Source organism: Rikenella sp., from assembly GCF_056799795.1.
Genome location: NZ_JBQIQO010000046.1, coordinates 1 through 15,697, shown reverse-complemented (window position 1 = coordinate 15,697; position 15,697 = coordinate 1). Strand labels below are relative to the sequence as shown.

At 57.4% G+C, this 15,697-nt stretch carries 11 protein-coding genes; 10 read left to right on the top strand and 1 reads right to left on the bottom strand.

All coding sequences use genetic code 11. The features are described 5' to 3' along the window. The first annotated feature begins 170 nt into the window (after positions 1 to 170). Positions 171 to 371 (top strand): hypothetical protein, encoded by a 201-nt coding sequence (locus tag ACTO3O_RS09180; protein WP_297831097.1) that lies wholly within the window; start codon positions 171 to 173, stop codon positions 369 to 371. A 264-nt stretch (positions 372 to 635) separates the two neighbouring features. On the opposite strand, the gene ACTO3O_RS09175 is transcribed toward ACTO3O_RS09180, so the two are convergent. Then, positions 636 to 2,192 carry a hypothetical protein gene (locus ACTO3O_RS09175; protein ID WP_297831094.1) on the bottom strand — a complete coding sequence of 519 codons (1,557 nt, stop codon included), beginning with the start codon at positions 2,190 to 2,192 and terminating at the stop codon, positions 636 to 638. Positions 2,193 to 2,331: 139 nt separating this feature from the next. On the opposite strand from ACTO3O_RS09175, the gene ACTO3O_RS09170 reads away from it, so the two are divergent. From ACTO3O_RS09170 to ACTO3O_RS09130, 9 genes are all read left to right on the top strand, one after another. Beyond that, positions 2,332 to 3,558: an AIR synthase related protein gene (locus ACTO3O_RS09170; RefSeq protein WP_297831091.1), complete on the top strand. Its 1,227-nt coding sequence runs from the start codon at positions 2,332 to 2,334 to the stop codon at positions 3,556 to 3,558. Between the two features lie 37 nt (positions 3,559 to 3,595). Then, positions 3,596 to 4,972, top strand: a complete 1,377-nt coding sequence (locus tag ACTO3O_RS09165) for a Na(+)-translocating NADH-quinone reductase subunit A (RefSeq protein ID WP_294593245.1) — start codon at positions 3,596 to 3,598, stop codon at positions 4,970 to 4,972. 12 nt (positions 4,973 to 4,984) lie between these two features. Then, complete coding sequence (locus ACTO3O_RS09160; protein ID WP_297831088.1) at positions 4,985 to 6,190, top strand: NADH:ubiquinone reductase (Na(+)-transporting) subunit B; 1,206 nt, start codon at positions 4,985 to 4,987, stop codon at positions 6,188 to 6,190. 19 nt (positions 6,191 to 6,209) lie between these two features. Next, entirely contained in the window at positions 6,210 to 7,052 is an 843-nt protein-coding gene (gene nqrC / locus ACTO3O_RS09155) for an NADH:ubiquinone reductase (Na(+)-transporting) subunit C (RefSeq protein ID WP_294593251.1), read from the top strand. Continuing rightward, complete coding sequence (locus ACTO3O_RS09150) at positions 7,052 to 7,699, top strand: NADH:ubiquinone reductase (Na(+)-transporting) subunit D (protein ID WP_294593253.1); 648 nt, start codon at positions 7,052 to 7,054, stop codon at positions 7,697 to 7,699. Before nqrC ends, ACTO3O_RS09150 begins: the two co-directional genes overlap by 1 nt. A 45-nt stretch (positions 7,700 to 7,744) precedes the next feature. After that, entirely contained in the window at positions 7,745 to 8,362 is a 618-nt protein-coding gene (gene nqrE, locus ACTO3O_RS09145; RefSeq protein ID WP_297624277.1) for an NADH:ubiquinone reductase (Na(+)-transporting) subunit E, read from the top strand. Between the two features lie 19 nt (positions 8,363 to 8,381). Next, positions 8,382 to 9,680, top strand: a complete 1,299-nt coding sequence (nqrF, locus tag ACTO3O_RS09140; protein ID WP_482596716.1) for an NADH:ubiquinone reductase (Na(+)-transporting) subunit F — start codon at positions 8,382 to 8,384, stop codon at positions 9,678 to 9,680. Positions 9,681 to 11,119: 1,439 nt separating this feature from the next. Further along, positions 11,120 to 13,624 (top strand): DNA gyrase subunit A, encoded by a 2,505-nt coding sequence (gene gyrA / locus ACTO3O_RS09135; protein ID WP_297628534.1) that lies wholly within the window; start codon positions 11,120 to 11,122, stop codon positions 13,622 to 13,624. A 27-nt stretch (positions 13,625 to 13,651) separates the two neighbouring features. Beyond that, positions 13,652 to 14,974: a tetratricopeptide repeat protein gene (locus tag ACTO3O_RS09130; RefSeq protein WP_297832513.1), complete on the top strand. Its 1,323-nt coding sequence runs from the start codon at positions 13,652 to 13,654 to the stop codon at positions 14,972 to 14,974. The last annotated feature ends 723 nt before the right edge of the window (positions 14,975 to 15,697 follow it).

Sequence of the window (15,697 nt, the reverse complement as noted above, 5' to 3'; positions counted from 1 at the left end):
CAAATTGCCGAGCGGCGAGGAGGAAAACAAGCGTAGCGCAGTTAAAAAGTAGGCAAAAAGCACATTCAAGGGGGACTTACATCCCCCTTGAAAATCCCCCGACGGTTCTTTCAGGTAAAGGCGCCTTGGTAAAGGAGGCCGGCTATTTAAGCCGAGACTGCCCGGTTCGAGTGCCGAGCGGCACCGCCCCGGGCTACCGCAACTACAGTACGGGCGCACCAAGCAGCATCGGAATTGGCTACAGCTGGTCAGCCACCCCGGTCAATCAGACCATCCATGTACGATGTCTGGATTTTACGACTCAGAATCTTACTCCCGAAAACGCTCATAACCGTGCCCACGGCATTCAGTTGCGTTGCCTCTCGGAATAAACAGTACCGAGCCGCACCCCCGGGCTACCGCGACGCAGGCAATGTCGGGCGCATGGGCGCTCTGACGCACGTCGGCAACTATGGCTCCTGTTACTCGTCTTCAATCAGCAGTAGCAAAGGAGTATACTTGGACTTCAGCGCACCGAATCTCAGAATCGGTTACGCCAGTAGCCGCGGCTACGGTTTTCAGTTGCGATGCCTCTTGGAATAAACTGTGCCGAGCGGCACTCGAACCGGGCAGCCTCTACCCCCCAAAAGGCTCCCCTACAACCCGCCTTGCCTCCCCTCCTCCCGGTACTTGCTCCGGATAATCTCCGCGATCGGAATATTCCGGATTTTGCTCTCCAGCCACGAAATGATGTCCAGATAGAAGAACGGCCGCCGCTCGTACGGGTGGTTTTCGAACGGTTTGAGACGCTCGTAGAGCCGCTCCAGCTCCCCCCGGAAATCCGACGCATACGTGTGCGGAATCCGCTTGAGGAACGTGATAATCTCATGCTGCACCGCGTGCATGTCGTTCATCTTCACCACAAAAGCATAGACACTCCGAATCTGGTACTCCAGCGAATAATCCTCCCCTGCCTCGTAGGACGCGATCAGGTGGAGAATCCGCGCGAAAACCTGCAAATCGCGCCGGAACTGCGGATTCGGAATCGAGATAATGCGATGCAGGTAACTCATGCACCGTTTATAATCCCCGTTCCCGAAATAGATGCACGCCACCTTGTAAGCCAGCAACATCCGGTGGTGTTCGTCCACATACCGTCCATGGTCGCGCACGAAATCGTCCACCTGTTGCGCCAGCTCCACCCCCTCCGCAAAGCTCCCCTCCAGGAAATGCAGGTTGATCTTCGCCTGCAACAGACACAGGCTCGCCAGAATCGTCAGATTCTCCGTCATCGGCTTCACCTGCGCCAACTCCCCCTCGAACTTCGCGATCGCCTCCGCCATCCGGTCGTGCATCCGCGTCATGAACAACACATCCAGCAACCGCGCCACCGCCCGCACATAGAGGTCGTAATAGACCGCCCGCTGATCCGGCCGCTCGTCGAACAGCCCCACCCACCGCCGCGCATAGCGGTAACACATCACGAAATCGTGCCGGATATAGTGGTACCACATCCGCGCCTGGTAGAGATAGAGCCGCTCGTGGAAACTCATCCCCCGGTCGTCGAACGCCTCCAGCCGCTCGCGGAAAAAATCGGTCACCATCTTCCGGTCCTTCTCGCTGCGGACATACCCCAGCTGGAGATTCAGCCCGTAGAGCTGCACCGAAAGGTTCGACAACTGGTTGATATTGGCGATCCGTTCGGCCAGCGTCCGTGCCTGATTGCTCAGCTCCTCGGCCCGGCTCGTCGCGCTGCGCTGCATGAAGATCGACTCGATCCGCTTCTCGAACTCCACGATCTCCAGCGCGAGCGTAAACTTCTGCGCCTCCAGCGCCATCCGCTTGGCCCGATCCAGCATCGTCAGCGCCTGCCGGAACATGCTCTTGTCGTACAACACCCGCGCGAAATCGATCATCTCGCGAATCTCCATCACCCCCACGTGCTGGACATTCAACAGCCGGATGCTGACCAGAATCTGGCGATAGAGATAAGCCTTCATATTGGGCAGCTGCTCCTTCCGGATTCCCGTTTTTTTGAGCACCCGAGCCTCGTCGTACTCCTCCATCCCGTCCAGCGCATCGAACAACGCCATGAACTTCGCCTCCCCGTTTCCCGCCTGGCGTTGCGCATAGAGGCGGAAATTGCGTTTTTCCGCCTTGCTCATACTCCTCACCAACTCGAACACCGCCTCCTGCCTTTTACTGGTCATCATTTTTAAAGAATCATCGGTTTCCGCAAGCAAAGATACCCAAAATCCCCCCTCGCCCCACCACAAAAGAAGACCCGACACTACGCGAAAAACAAAAAAATGAATAACTTTGCGGACATTAAAAATACACGTCACACACGCGATGGCAGACCACTCCCGTTATGCAGGCCGCGGCGTCTCGTCCGGCAAGGAAGACGTCCACAAGGCGATCCGGAACATCGACAAAGGGCTCTTCGACAAAGCATTCTGCAAAGTCGTTCCCGACTATTTCACCGGCAGCGCGGAACACTGCCTGGCCATGCACGCGGACGGGGCGGGAACCAAGTCTTCGCTCGCCTACATGTACTGGCGCGAGACCGGCGACCTCGGCGTGTGGAAAGGGGTGGCACAGGACGCCGTCGTGATGAACACCGACGACCTGCTCTGCATCGGCGCCACCGACAACATCATCCTCTCCTCGACCATCGGACGGAACAAACGGCTGATTCCGGGCGAAGTCATCTCCGCCATCATCAACGGCACCGAGGAGTTTCTCCAGACTTTGCGGGACTACGGCGTGAACATCCGTTCCACCGGCGGCGAGACGGCGGACGTGGGGGATCTCGTGCGGACGATCATCGTGGACTCTACCGTGACGGCCCGGATGCGGCGCGACGACGTGATCACCAACGACCGGATTGCGCCGGGGTGCGTCATCGTCGGGCTCGCTTCTTTCGGACAGGCCAAATACGAGACCGGCTATAACGGAGGGATGGGGAGCAACGGATTGACCTCGGCGCGGCATGACGTGTTCGGCAAGGCTTTGGCAGAGCGGTACCCGGAATCTTACGACGGGGGGATACCGGCAGACTTGGTATACACCGGCTCGTTCGAACTGACCGATCCCGTGCCGGCGGCTTACCAACGCCACGGATATACCGTGCCGGCGGATATGGACATGGGGCGCCTCGTGCTGTCGCCGACCCGAACTTATGCTCCGGTTATCACGCGCATTCTCAACGAAATAGGGCGGAAGCACATCTGCGGCATGATCCATTGCACGGGCGGGGCGCAGACCAAGATTCTGCATTTCGCCAATAACGGACTCCATATTATAAAGGACAACCTGCTGCCGGTGCCGCCACTGTTCGCCGCCATCCAGGAGCAGTCGGGAACACCGTGGGAAGAGATGTACAAAGTCTTCAACATGGGACACCGGATGGAGCTCTATGTGATGCCGGAGGTGGCAGAGACCATTATGGGCATTGCGCATGAACTGGGCATCGACGCCCAGGTGGTGGGACGGGTCGAAGCATTGGCGGATGCTGCGGCACCGGCCCGGCTCGACGTGACCGGCGCCGACGGTGCGGTTTACCGGTACGGGAAATAGCATCTCATTACAGGACAATAATCATTCAATCACCCATATGTCGAAAGTAATCAAACTACGCAAAGGCCTCGACATCAACCTCGTCGGTGCCGCCGAGCGCGTACTGACGAAAGGGGGCGACGCCCCCGGCTACGCGTTAGTGCCGAGCCACTACCGCGGCGTGACCCCGAAGTTGCTGGTCAAAGTCGGCGACAAGGTCAAAGCCGGGAGCCCGCTGTTTTTCTCCAAAGAGCACCCCGAAGTGCTCTTCACCGCTCCCGTGAGCGGCGAAGTGAGCGCCATCAACCGCGGCGAAAAGCGGAAAATCCTCAGCATCGTGGTACGGCCCGACGGCGAACGGCAGAGCGAACAGTTCGACACCTGTCCGATCGGCGACCTCACCCGCGAACGGGTGCGGGAGACCTTGCTGCGGGCAGGCTTCTGGCCCATGCTCGTGCAGCGGCCGTTCGGCGTGATCGCCGACACCGCGGCGACCCCGAAAGCCATCTTCATCTCGGGACTCGACACCGCGCCGCTCGCGCCGGAACTCAACTTCCTCGTGCAGGATCAGGGCGAACACCTGATCGCCGGTCTCGAAGTACTCAAGAAGCTGACCGACGGAAAAGTACACCTCACCGTCGGGACGGACACCACCGCAGGCGTGCTGAGCCGGATCAAACAGGCAGAAATCCACCACATCGAAGGGCCTCACCCGGCGGGGAACGTCGGCGTCCAGATCGCCCACATCGATCCGATCAATAAAGGAGACCTCGTCTGGACGGTCGAACTGCAACACGTGGCCATGATCGGACGGCTCTTTATGACCGGCACGGTGGACATGACCAAGATCGTGGCGCTGACCGGATCGGAAGTCGTGAAACCGAGATACTTCAAAGTGATCAGCGGCGCCCTGATCTCCTCGATCACCGACGGGAATCTGCGTCCTCAGGATGCCGGTGAAGAGCGCGGCGTGCGCATCATCAGCGGCAACCCGCTCACCGGCATCAAAGTCGAGCCGGATGACATCGAAGGATACCTCGGCTTCTACCACAACCAGGTCACCGTCATTCCGGAAGGGAACAAATACGAATTCCTCGGCTGGGCCATGCCCCGGATCAGCAAATTCTCCGCCTCGCACAGCTACTTCTCGTGGATGTTCCCCAAGAAACGGTACAACCTCGACACCAACCTGAACGGCGGCCCGCGGGCGTTCGTGCAGACCGGCATCTACGACCGCGTGCTGCCGATGAACATCTACCCGCTCTACCTGATCAAGGCAGTCATGGCCGGCGACATCGACAAGATGGAGAACCTCGGTATCTACGAAGTTCTGGAAGAAGACCTCGCCCTGTGCGAATTCATCGACCCCTCCAAAAACGAGTGGCAGGCCACCTTGAGCCGGGGGATCGAACTGATGATCAAAGAACTCAACTAAGCCGCACACCGTATGAAAGGATTACGACACTATCTGAACAAAATAAAGCCCAACTTCGAACAGGGCGGAAAATACGGTCGGTTCGCTTCGACATTCGAAGCATTCGAATCGTTCCTCTACGTGCCGAACACCGTCACCCGGAAAGGGGCGCACATCCGCGACGCCATGGACCTCAAACGGACCATGACCGTCGTGATCATCGCCCTGCTGCCGGCCTTGCTGTTCGGGATGTTCAACATCGGATACCAGCACAACTTGGCTTTAGGCCTGACGCTTTCCGACGTATCCGTATGGTCGAACTTCTGGTTCGGCTTCCTCAAAGTGCTGCCGATTATCGTAGTGGCCTATGCGGTGGGGTTGGGAATCGAATTCCTCTTCGCCGAACTGCGGCACGAAGAGGTCAACGAAGGCTTTCTCGTCAGCGGGATGCTCATTCCGATGATCATGCCGGTGGACTGTCCGCTCTGGATCGTGGCCGTGGCGACCGCATTTGCCGTCGTTGTGGGCAAAGAGATGTTCGGCGGCACCGGGATGAATATCTTCAATCCGGCTTTGTTGGCGCGGGCATTTATCTTCTTCGCCTATCCGACCGCCATTTCCGGGAACGAAGTGTGGGTCGCAGGGCTGAAAAACGCATCCGCATCGGGGATGCAGCTGGTCGACGGATATTCGGGAGCGACCCCGCTGTCGGACGCCGCAGCGGCTTTGTCCAATGGGGCGCAATCCATTGACTGGAGCATGGGGACGACGCCGATCGACTGGTTCTACGGCCTGATTCCCGGCTCGATCGGCGAGACCTCGACACTGGCCATTCTGATCGGAGCGTTTATTCTGATCTGGACAGGAGTCGGCTCGTGGCGGATCATGCTCTCCACCGTGATCGGGGGATTGGTCATGGGAGGAATTTTCAACCTCATCGGCACGAATGTGATGATGGATATTCCGGCTTGGTACCATCTGCTTATCGGCGGTTTCGCTTTTGGTACCGTCTTTATGGCCACCGACCCGGTGACCGCGGCCCAGACCGATCGCGGGAAGTGGATCTACGGTTTCCTGATCGGTGTTCTGTGCGTGCTCACCCGCGTTCTCAACCCCGGTTATCCGGAAGGAATGATGCTCGCCATCCTCTTTATGAACGCCATGGCGCCCCTGATCGACTACTACGTCGTGCAGGGGAACATCAAACGCCGCCTGAAACGGGCCAAAGTCAACGCGTAACACCACTATTACCGAAACCATGAACAAGCAAAGCAACACATATATCGTCACCTACGCGACCATCCTCGTGGTGATCGTCGCCACGGTGCTCTCCTTTGCCGCCATCGAGCTGCAACCCATGCAGCAGGCCAACGTCAAGACCGAAAAGATGGGCGCCATTCTGAACGCCATCGGCGCAGGCGACGGAGTCGCTGCCGCGGCGGACAAGAACAGCTACGTGGCGGGAGAATTCTCCAAATACATTACCGGCGCCTTCTTCGTCGACTCCACCGGCCACGTGAACGAAGCGCCGGTCGAAGAGGTGCTCGCCTCGTTGAACGACCTGCCCGCTGTGTTTGCGGCCAGGACAGCTATGCCGGTATTCGTCGCTACCCTATCCGGGAGCGCGAAAGAGTACGTCGTTCCGGTGACCGGAAAGGGACTCTGGGGGCCGGTTTGGGGCTATATCGCCTTGAACGAAGACTGCAACACCATCGAAGGAGCCGTCTTCGACCACAAGAGCGAGACCCCGGGGCTCGGAGCGGAAATTGCCGCCAAGCCCTTCCAGAACCAATTCATCGACAAACAAATCTTTAACAAAGAAGGGCTGTTCGTCTCCATCGACCTCCTGAAAGGGAAAGGCTCGTCGGCGGGGAATGCGTATGCCGTGGACGCCATTTCGGGCGGCACCTTGACCTCCAACGGCGTGAAAGCCATGCTCTTCACCTGTCTGGGCGACTACGAACCCTTCTTCCGCAGCGTGCAGACCAAAGCCGACCGGTCGATCGTACCGGTGGCCGACACCATCGCGACCGACACTTTAGCGACGGACAGCTTGACGACCGTCCCGACCGATACCCTTACGAAAGGAGGAGCCAAATAATGAGTACCCAGGAAAAAGAGCCGCTCTTTTCGGCTAAAAACATGAACGCCCTGCTCGGGCCGTTGGGCCGCAACAACCCGATTCTGGTGCAAGTCCTCGGGATTTGCTCCGCCTTGGCCGTCACGGCTAAGATGAAGCCCGCATTCGTGATGGCCTTGTCCGTGACCGTCGTGACCGCCTTCTCCAACCTGATCATCTCCCTGATGCGGAAAGGGATTCCGTCGCGGATCCGAATCATCGTCCAGCTGGTTGTGGTCGCAGCCTTGGTCATCCTCGTCGATCAGGTACTGAAAGCTTTTGTTTATGATATTAGCAAGCAGCTTTCGGTCTTCGTGGGCTTGATTATCACCAACTGTATCATCATGGGGCGCCTCGAAGCGTTCGCCATGGGGAACAAACCGTGGCCCTCGTTCCTCGACGGGATCGGCAACGGCTTGGGATACGGCCTGATCCTGATTATCGTCGCCTTCTTCCGCGAACTGTTAGGATCGGGAACCTTATGGGGATACCAGGTGATTCCCCAGTGGTGCTATGAACACGGCTACGCCAACAACGGCCTGATGATCCTGCCCCCGATGGCCTTGATTACCGTAGGGATCATCATCTGGATCCACCGCAGTCGGAACAAAGACCTGCAGGAGAAATAAAACCAGCGAAGCCTGTTATTTCCTATCCACACTTAGAAACCAGACATGGAAAACATACTGAACATATTCGTCAAGTCGATCTTCGTCGATAACATGGTCTTCGCCTTCTTCTTCGGGATGTGCTCCTACATCGCCGTGTCGAAGACCGTCAAGACCGCTATGGGTCTGGGGCTGGCCGTGATCTTCGTGATGACCGTGACCGTGCCCGTTAACTACCTCCTCAATAAATTCGTCCTCGAACCGGGAGCCCTGACCTGGGTGAGTCCGACCCTGGCCGACCTGGATCTCAGCTTCCTGAGCTTCATCGTCTTCATTGCCGTTATCGCCTCGATCGTGCAGCTCGTGGAGATGATCGTCGAAAAATTCGCGCCGGGGCTTTACAGCTCGCTAGGGATTTTCCTCCCGCTGATTGCCGTGAACTGCGCCATCATGGGGGGCTCGCTCTTCATGCAGGAACGCGCCTACGCCAATATCGGCGAAGCCACCGCATTCGCATTCGGCTCGGGGATCGGCTGGTGGCTCGCCATTATCGGCATGGCCGCCATTCGCGAGAAACTCACCTACTCCAACATTCCCAAACCGCTCAAAGGGGTCGGGATTACGTTCATTATTACCGGGTTGATGGGGATCGCCTTCATGATCTTCCTCGGCATCCAACTCTAACGCATTACAGACAGATACGATGATATCATCCACAATTCTTTCGGCAGCCGTCGTGAGTCTGACGCCGACCCTCGTCACGGCCATCATCGCCTTCGCGGCGATCACGCTGATTCTGGTAGCGGTACTGCTGTTCGCCAAGAAAAAGCTGACCCCCTCGGGAAACGTCACCATCACCATCAACGGCGAAAAAGAGATCACCGCAGAGACCGGCGGATCGCTCCTGACCACCCTGGCGGAACAGAACATCTTCCTGCCTTCGGCATGCGGGGGCGGCGGATCGTGCGGCATGTGCAAATGCCAGGTCTTGGAAGGCGGCGGCGAAATTCTGCCCACCGAAGTCAACTTCTTCAGCCGCAAACAACAACAGGAACACTGGCGCCTCGGCTGTCAGGTCAAAGTCAAAGAAAACCTGAAGATTCGAGTACCCGAATCGGTGCTGGGCGTGAAGAAATGGGAGTGCGAAGTGATCTCCAACCGGAACATCTCGACCTTCCTCAAAGAGTTCGTCGTGAAACTTCCCGAAGGCGAACAGCTCAACTTCCGCAGCGGGGGCTACATCCAGATCGACGTCCCGAAATACGACGAGATCAAATTCTCGGACATGGAGATCGACGAACAGTTCCGCCCCGACTGGGACAAATTCAAGATGTGGGACCTGGTGACGAAGAATCCGGAACCGACCTTCCGGGCATACTCCATGGCCAACCACCCGGCCGAAGGGAACATCATCATGCTGAACATCCGGATCGCCACCCCGCCGTTCGACAAGGCGACAGGCGGCTTCATGAAAGTCAATCCGGGGATCTGCTCTTCGTATATCTTCAGCCGGAAACCGGGCGATAAAGTAACCATCTCGGGGCCGTACGGCGAATTCTTCCTGCCCGACAACCTGCCGGCAGATCAGGAACTGATCTTTATCGGCGGCGGGGCCGGGATGGCACCCATGCGGAGCCACATCATGCACCTCTTCAAGACCGAAAAGACTTCGCGTCCGGTATCGTTCTGGTATGGGGCCCGGGCTTTGAAAGAGGCGCCTTACATGCCGGAATTCACCGAAATCGAACGCGACTTCCCGAACTTCTCGTTCAACCTGGCGCTCGACCGGCCCGATCCGGAAGCGGATGCCGCCGGTGTGAAATATACCCCGGGCTTCGTGCACAACGTGCTGTACGAGAACTACCTCAAAAACCACGAAGATCCGGAAGGGTGTTTGTACTTGATGTGCGGGCCGCCTATGATGATTTCGGCCGTGGTGAAGATGCTCGACTCCTTGGGGATACCGCCCGAGAATATCATGTACGACAACTTCGGCGGATAGTTCCCGATTCGAACTACAAAAAGTCGATACGCGCATTCTCTTTATCTGGAAGAGAATGCGCGTTTATTTTGTCCCATCCACGCCTATATCGATTAGTGCAAGCTGAAGCCTGTAGTGCTTGGGGCGAGGCTGCCATAGCGCAACGCTGTTTCGCCCGTCCCGCCGGTACGCCCATCGGGCGTTTTGTTAGGGTTGTCTTTGCTTTACTAACCGGACGCCGCCCGCGTAGGGCAGTTTCAGGCGGGTGCAAGCTCTCCCGCGCGCGATCGCTGAAGAAGGAAATCATTCAAACGCGTGATTCGCGTTTGAATAAGATTTCCGCCAGCGCAATTGGGCCGAGGCGGCCTTGGGGTAGAGGCAGCCCATTCCGAGTGCCGGGAGGCACCGCCTGCCCGGCGTAAGGGCAGTACCCTCCTGTAGCCAAAGACGCGCGCCTCCGCCTAAAGAGGGAAATCGTCAAAATGCGCTGGCGTGTTTTGACAAGATTTCCCAAGGCGCGCGAATAAAGAACTGTACTCGAAAACCGTCGCCCGCCCGCTTAAAGGGCATATTCTGCCGGTTGGCACTTGGCCAATCCGGCAAGAATTGCCGCGGGCGACGGCAAATGCGGCGGAGCGACAGCGTAGCCGCAGTGAGGCTGACACAGGGCGGAGAACTGGGACGAACTTGAGGCTGCGACTGTTCTTCGGGCGCGAAAACCGTTTATGGTTTTCGCGCTGCGCTGGGCTGAACACGGGGCGGTGAATGGGCCGTGCTTCTGCGACCCTTTAGGGTTGCGCGGGCCGAAGCCTCCGACCGCGGAGGCCCGCAACTGACGTTGCTCTGGGCCCCGCAGGCTTCAATCCGCTAAGGCAATTGTATTTTCGCAAGCTCGGTAAAGAGCGGGGTGAACTTTGAGTGGCAGGTTGGGCTGAGCTCTTGCGGTTCATAGAACCGCCGGGCCTGCGCGCTGGGCCTTCGGCCCACCCCCCGGAGCGCGCAGCCCGAAACTTAAATTAGAGTAAAGGCTGCCAGTAAGACGCCCAGTGAGCCCGCCCCGGGCTTCCGCGATGGAGGCAATCAGGGTATCCGAGGCGATCTGGTGTATGTCAGCAACAACGGATACTCCTCATCATCCACGACAGGAGATACAGCCGGCATATATCTGGGTTTCAGCACGACGGACCTACTCTCCAGCAATGCAAGCATTCGTGCCCACGGTATTCAGTTGCGCTGCCTCTCGGAATAAACGGAGGCCGAGCGGCAATCGAAAGCCGGCTGGGACTACCCCAACCCACAGCCGCTTCACCCCCCACTTCCAAAGACCGCCGCCTCTCCGAAAACAACCGCAGAAAAACATCCCCGCCCCCTCAACAAAGCCCCCGCACCCCTTGGTCATGCGAAAAAAAAACGCTATCTTAGCCGTTTGAAAAGCCAAGCGAGACTTAGATAATCAAACCATGCAAGAACAGCAAGAGAGAATCATCAAGATCAATATCGAGGAGGAGATGAAGACCGCCTACATCGACTATTCGATGTCGGTGATCGTGTCGCGGGCCCTGCCCGACGTGCGCGACGGACTCAAACCGGTGCACCGCCGCGTGCTCTACGGGATGAGCAACGAACTGTCGCTCTACTCCGACAAACCGTACAAGAAATCCGCCAGAATCGTCGGGGAAGTCCTGGGGAAATTCCACCCCCACGGCGACTCCTCAGTCTACGACGCTATGGTGCGGATGGCACAGGAGTGGTCGCTGCGGTATCCGCTGGTGGACGGACAGGGGAACTTCGGGTCAATCGACGGGGACAGCCCGGCGGCGATGCGGTACACCGAAGCCCGGATGAAGAAAATCACCGACGAAGTGATGGCCGACATCGAAAAGGAAACCGTCGACTTCACCCTCAACTTCGACGACACCATCTACGAACCCACGGTACTTCCGACGAAAATCCCCCTGCTGCTGCTCAACGGGAGCTCCGGGATTGCAGTGGGGATGGCTACGAACATGCCGCCGCATAACCTGAGCGACACCATCGACGCCGTAAACGCCTATATCGACAACCCCGACATCGAGATCTCGGAACTCATCGAAAAGATCAAAGCACCGGACTTTCCGACCGGCGGGATTATCTACGGTTACGAAGGGGTGCGCGAGGCGTACGAAACGGGGCGGGGACGCGTCGTGATCCGTTCCAAGACCGACATCGAACACACCGCGAGCGGGCGGGAATGTATCGTCGTGACCGAGATTCCGTACCAAGTCAATAAAGCCGAGATGATCCAGAAGATCGCCGGCATGATCAACGACAAGAAGATCGAAGGGATCTCTTACATCAACGACGAATCCGACCGAAACGGGATGCGGATCGTCATCATCCTGAAACACGACGCGGTGGCAAGCGTCGTGCTCAATACTTTGTTCAAATACACCCAGCTGCAATCCACCTTCTCGGTCAATAACATCGCGCTGGTGGACGGGCGCCCCAGATCGCTCAACCTCAAAGAGCTGGTCAAATACTTCGTTCGGCACCGCCACGACGTGATCGTGCGGCGGACGAAATACGATTTGCGGAAAGCGGAAGAAAGGGCACACATTTTGGAGGGTCTCCTTATTGCGCAGGACAACATCGACGAAGTCATCCGGATCATCCGGGCCGCCAAGAATGCAGACGAGGCAAAAACCAACCTCATCGCCCGCTTCCAATTCAGCGACCTTCAGGCACAGGCCATCGTCGACATGCGACTGCGGGCACTGACCGGGCTCGAACACGAAAAACTCCAACAGGAGTACGACGAACTGCGCAAAATGATCGCCCACTACAACGAACTGCTCGGCAGCGAGTCCATGCAGATGCAACTCATCAAAGACGAACTCGTCGAGATGAAAGAACGGTACGGCGACAAGCGGCGGAGCGAAATCGTCCTGACCGCAGAAGAGTTCAACCCCGAAGACTTCTACGCCGACGAGGATGTGGTGATCACCATCTCCCACCTGGGGTATATCAAGCGCACCCCGCTGACCGAATACCGGACACAGTCCAGGGGCGGAGTGGGATCGAAAGGGTCTGCCACGCGGGACGAAGACTTCATCGAGCACCTGTACGTCACCACGATGCACAACACCATGCTCTTCTTTACCGAAAAGGGGAGATGTTACTGGCTCAAAGTGTACGAAATACCCGAAGGGAGTCGTTCTTCCAAAGGCCGTGCGATTCAGAACGTCATCCAGATCGAACCGGACGACAAAGTGCGAGCCTATATCAACGTGCGCAGGCTGAACGACCCGGAATACGTCAACAGCAACTACATCGTGATGTGCACCCGCGAAGGGATCATCAAGAAGACCTTGCTGGAAGCCTACTCGCGGCCCCGGCTGAACGGCGTGAACGCCATCACCATCAAAGACGGCGACCAGCTGATCGACGCCGCACTGACTTCGGGCAAGGCTCAGGTGGTGATTGCCGCCAAAGGCGGGAAAGCGATTCGTTTCGAAGAAGAGAACGTCCGGGCCATCGGACGGACGGGGGCAGGCGTGCGGGGGATCAATCTCGATGAAGGAGATGAAGTGATCGGCATGCTGACCGTCGAACCGGATCAGAAACCGGAAATTCTGGTCGTCTCGGAAAACGGATACGGGAAGCGGACAGGGATCGACGACTACCGCATCACCGGCCGGTCGGGGAAAGGCGTCAAGACCATCCAGATTACGGAAAAGACAGGTAAGCTGATCTCCATTCAGGCCGTAAGCGACGAAAACGACCTGATGATCATCAACCGGTCGGGCCTCACGATTCGGATTCCCGTTGCCGACATCCGCGTTACCGGACGCGCGGCACAGGGCGTCAAGGTGATCAACCTGCGGAACAACGACTCGATCGCTTCGGTGATCGCCGTGCCCAAGAGCGAAGACGACGAAACGAACGACGACCCGTCTATCGTTGCTGCCGCTGAAGTGACCGAATAACTAACACATACTCACACGATACGCACCATGAAAAAGATTCTTTTGATCCTCGCCGCCACAGCCACCACACTGGCCGCCAGCTCGCAGACCAAAGAGCTGGATAACCTCGCCAAGCGGCTCCAGAAGAGCGATGAAGCCATCGCCGATCCCAAGAAATCCGCCTCGGCAAACACGTGGCTCGACCACACCAGCGCCCTGATCGCCGCATCGAAAGTCTACACCAAAACGTTGGTCGCCGATTTTCCCATCGAACAGACCCTGGCCTTGGTCGGCGACCAGCCCAACGAAATCGTCGAAGTGACCGTGATGGAACAACCCCACAAGAAATACGTGTTCGATAACTTCGACATCTACGTCAATCAGAACGGACAAGTCGTCTTCTGGCAGACCAAGAACGAATTCCGTCCCGACGCCTTGAACAAAGCACTGGAAGCGTTCAAAAAAGCCTGCGAACTCGACCCGTCCATCGCGACCGGTAAAGGGTATCTCGTGGGCGACGAGCTGCTGAACCAGTTCAACACCAACGGGATGAACAACTACAACCTCGGTCAGAAGATCCAGGCAGCCGAAATGTTCTCGAAAGTCGTCGAAGTCAACCAGATGCTCGGCAACACCGACTCCGTGATGCTCTACTACACCGGCGTGGCTTACAGCGAAGGCGAAGACTACGACAAAGCCCTCGAATACCTGAACAAAGCCCGTGAAATCGGCTACGACCAGGACGGCGGCGTAGACTTCTACATCGCCTACATGCAGGAAAAACAAGGCAAGAAAGAGGACGCCATCGCCACCCTCGAAAACGCCCTCGCCAAATACCCGACCGACAACCGGATGGTGACCCAGCTGATTAATCTCTACATCGACACCCAGCGCAGTCCGGACACCGTAGTCGGTCTGCTCGACAAAGCGAAAGAGCTCGATCCGTCGAACGTCTCGCTCTACATGCTCGAAGGTACCTTGTGGGAAAAGATGGGTAACGCGGACAAAGCCGAAGCCGCTTTCGTCGCTGCCACCAAAGTCGATCCGGACAACTATGCGCCTTACATGAACGCCGGGATCATGGAAGCCCGCAAAGGTGACGCCCTGATCGAACAAGCCCGGAAACTCGATCTCAACGACGTGAAAGGATACGAAGCCATGGCCAAAGAAGCGATCGGTTACTACAACGTCGCGATCGAATATCTGGAAAAAGCCCACGAGTTGAATCCCAAAGAGATCGGCATCGTCGATATGCTGAAAGGCTTGTACTACCAGAAATTAGCCAACGGCGAAGAGGTCGAAGCCAAGTTCCAGCACTACACCGACCTGTACCGGGCGATGGAAGAGCAGGCCGAAGCGGCACAACAGTAAACCTTGAGGCCGGTATTTCCCACCCCTTCATCTATTCTACGCCCGCAGGAATCTTCAGTGTATTCCTGCGGGCTTTTTTGCGAACATACTTCAGAGCGATTAGATTTTTCAGCGCACGGACAAAGAATTGAGGGTAGAGGCTGCCCATTTCGAGTGCCGGGAGGCACCGCCTAAAGAGGGAAATCGTCAAAACTCGCTTGCGTGTTTTGGCAAGATTTCCCCGGCGCGCACCAAAAACTGGGCTGAGCTGATTAAGCGATACGCAGTATCGCTCCGTTCCGCCGGGGTCACCCGGACGCCGCCCGCGCAGGGCAGTTTCAGGCGGGACAAAGCTCAACCGCGCGCCAACGCCTTAACAGGAAAATCATTCAAAAGCGATGTTCGCTTTTGAATCAGATTTTCCAAGGCGCGCGAACAAATCGACTCTGCCGAAAACTTCGTCGCCCGCCCGCCTAAAGAGGGATTTCGCTCATTTTGCATCAGCAAAATCGAGATGAAATCCCAGCGGGCGACGTTTAGGAATAGATACGCCCATCTTTCGGGTGCCGAGCGGTAGCGGCGGAGCGACAGCGGAGCCGCAGTGAGGCGGACACGGGTCGGAGAACTGGGGCGAACTTTGGGCCGTAACTGTTCTTCGGGCGGGAAAACCGGTTACGGTTTTCCCGCCGCGCTGGGCCAAGCTTTGGGCTGGAATTTGGGCCGAGAGCGAGTAGCGGGGGTTTT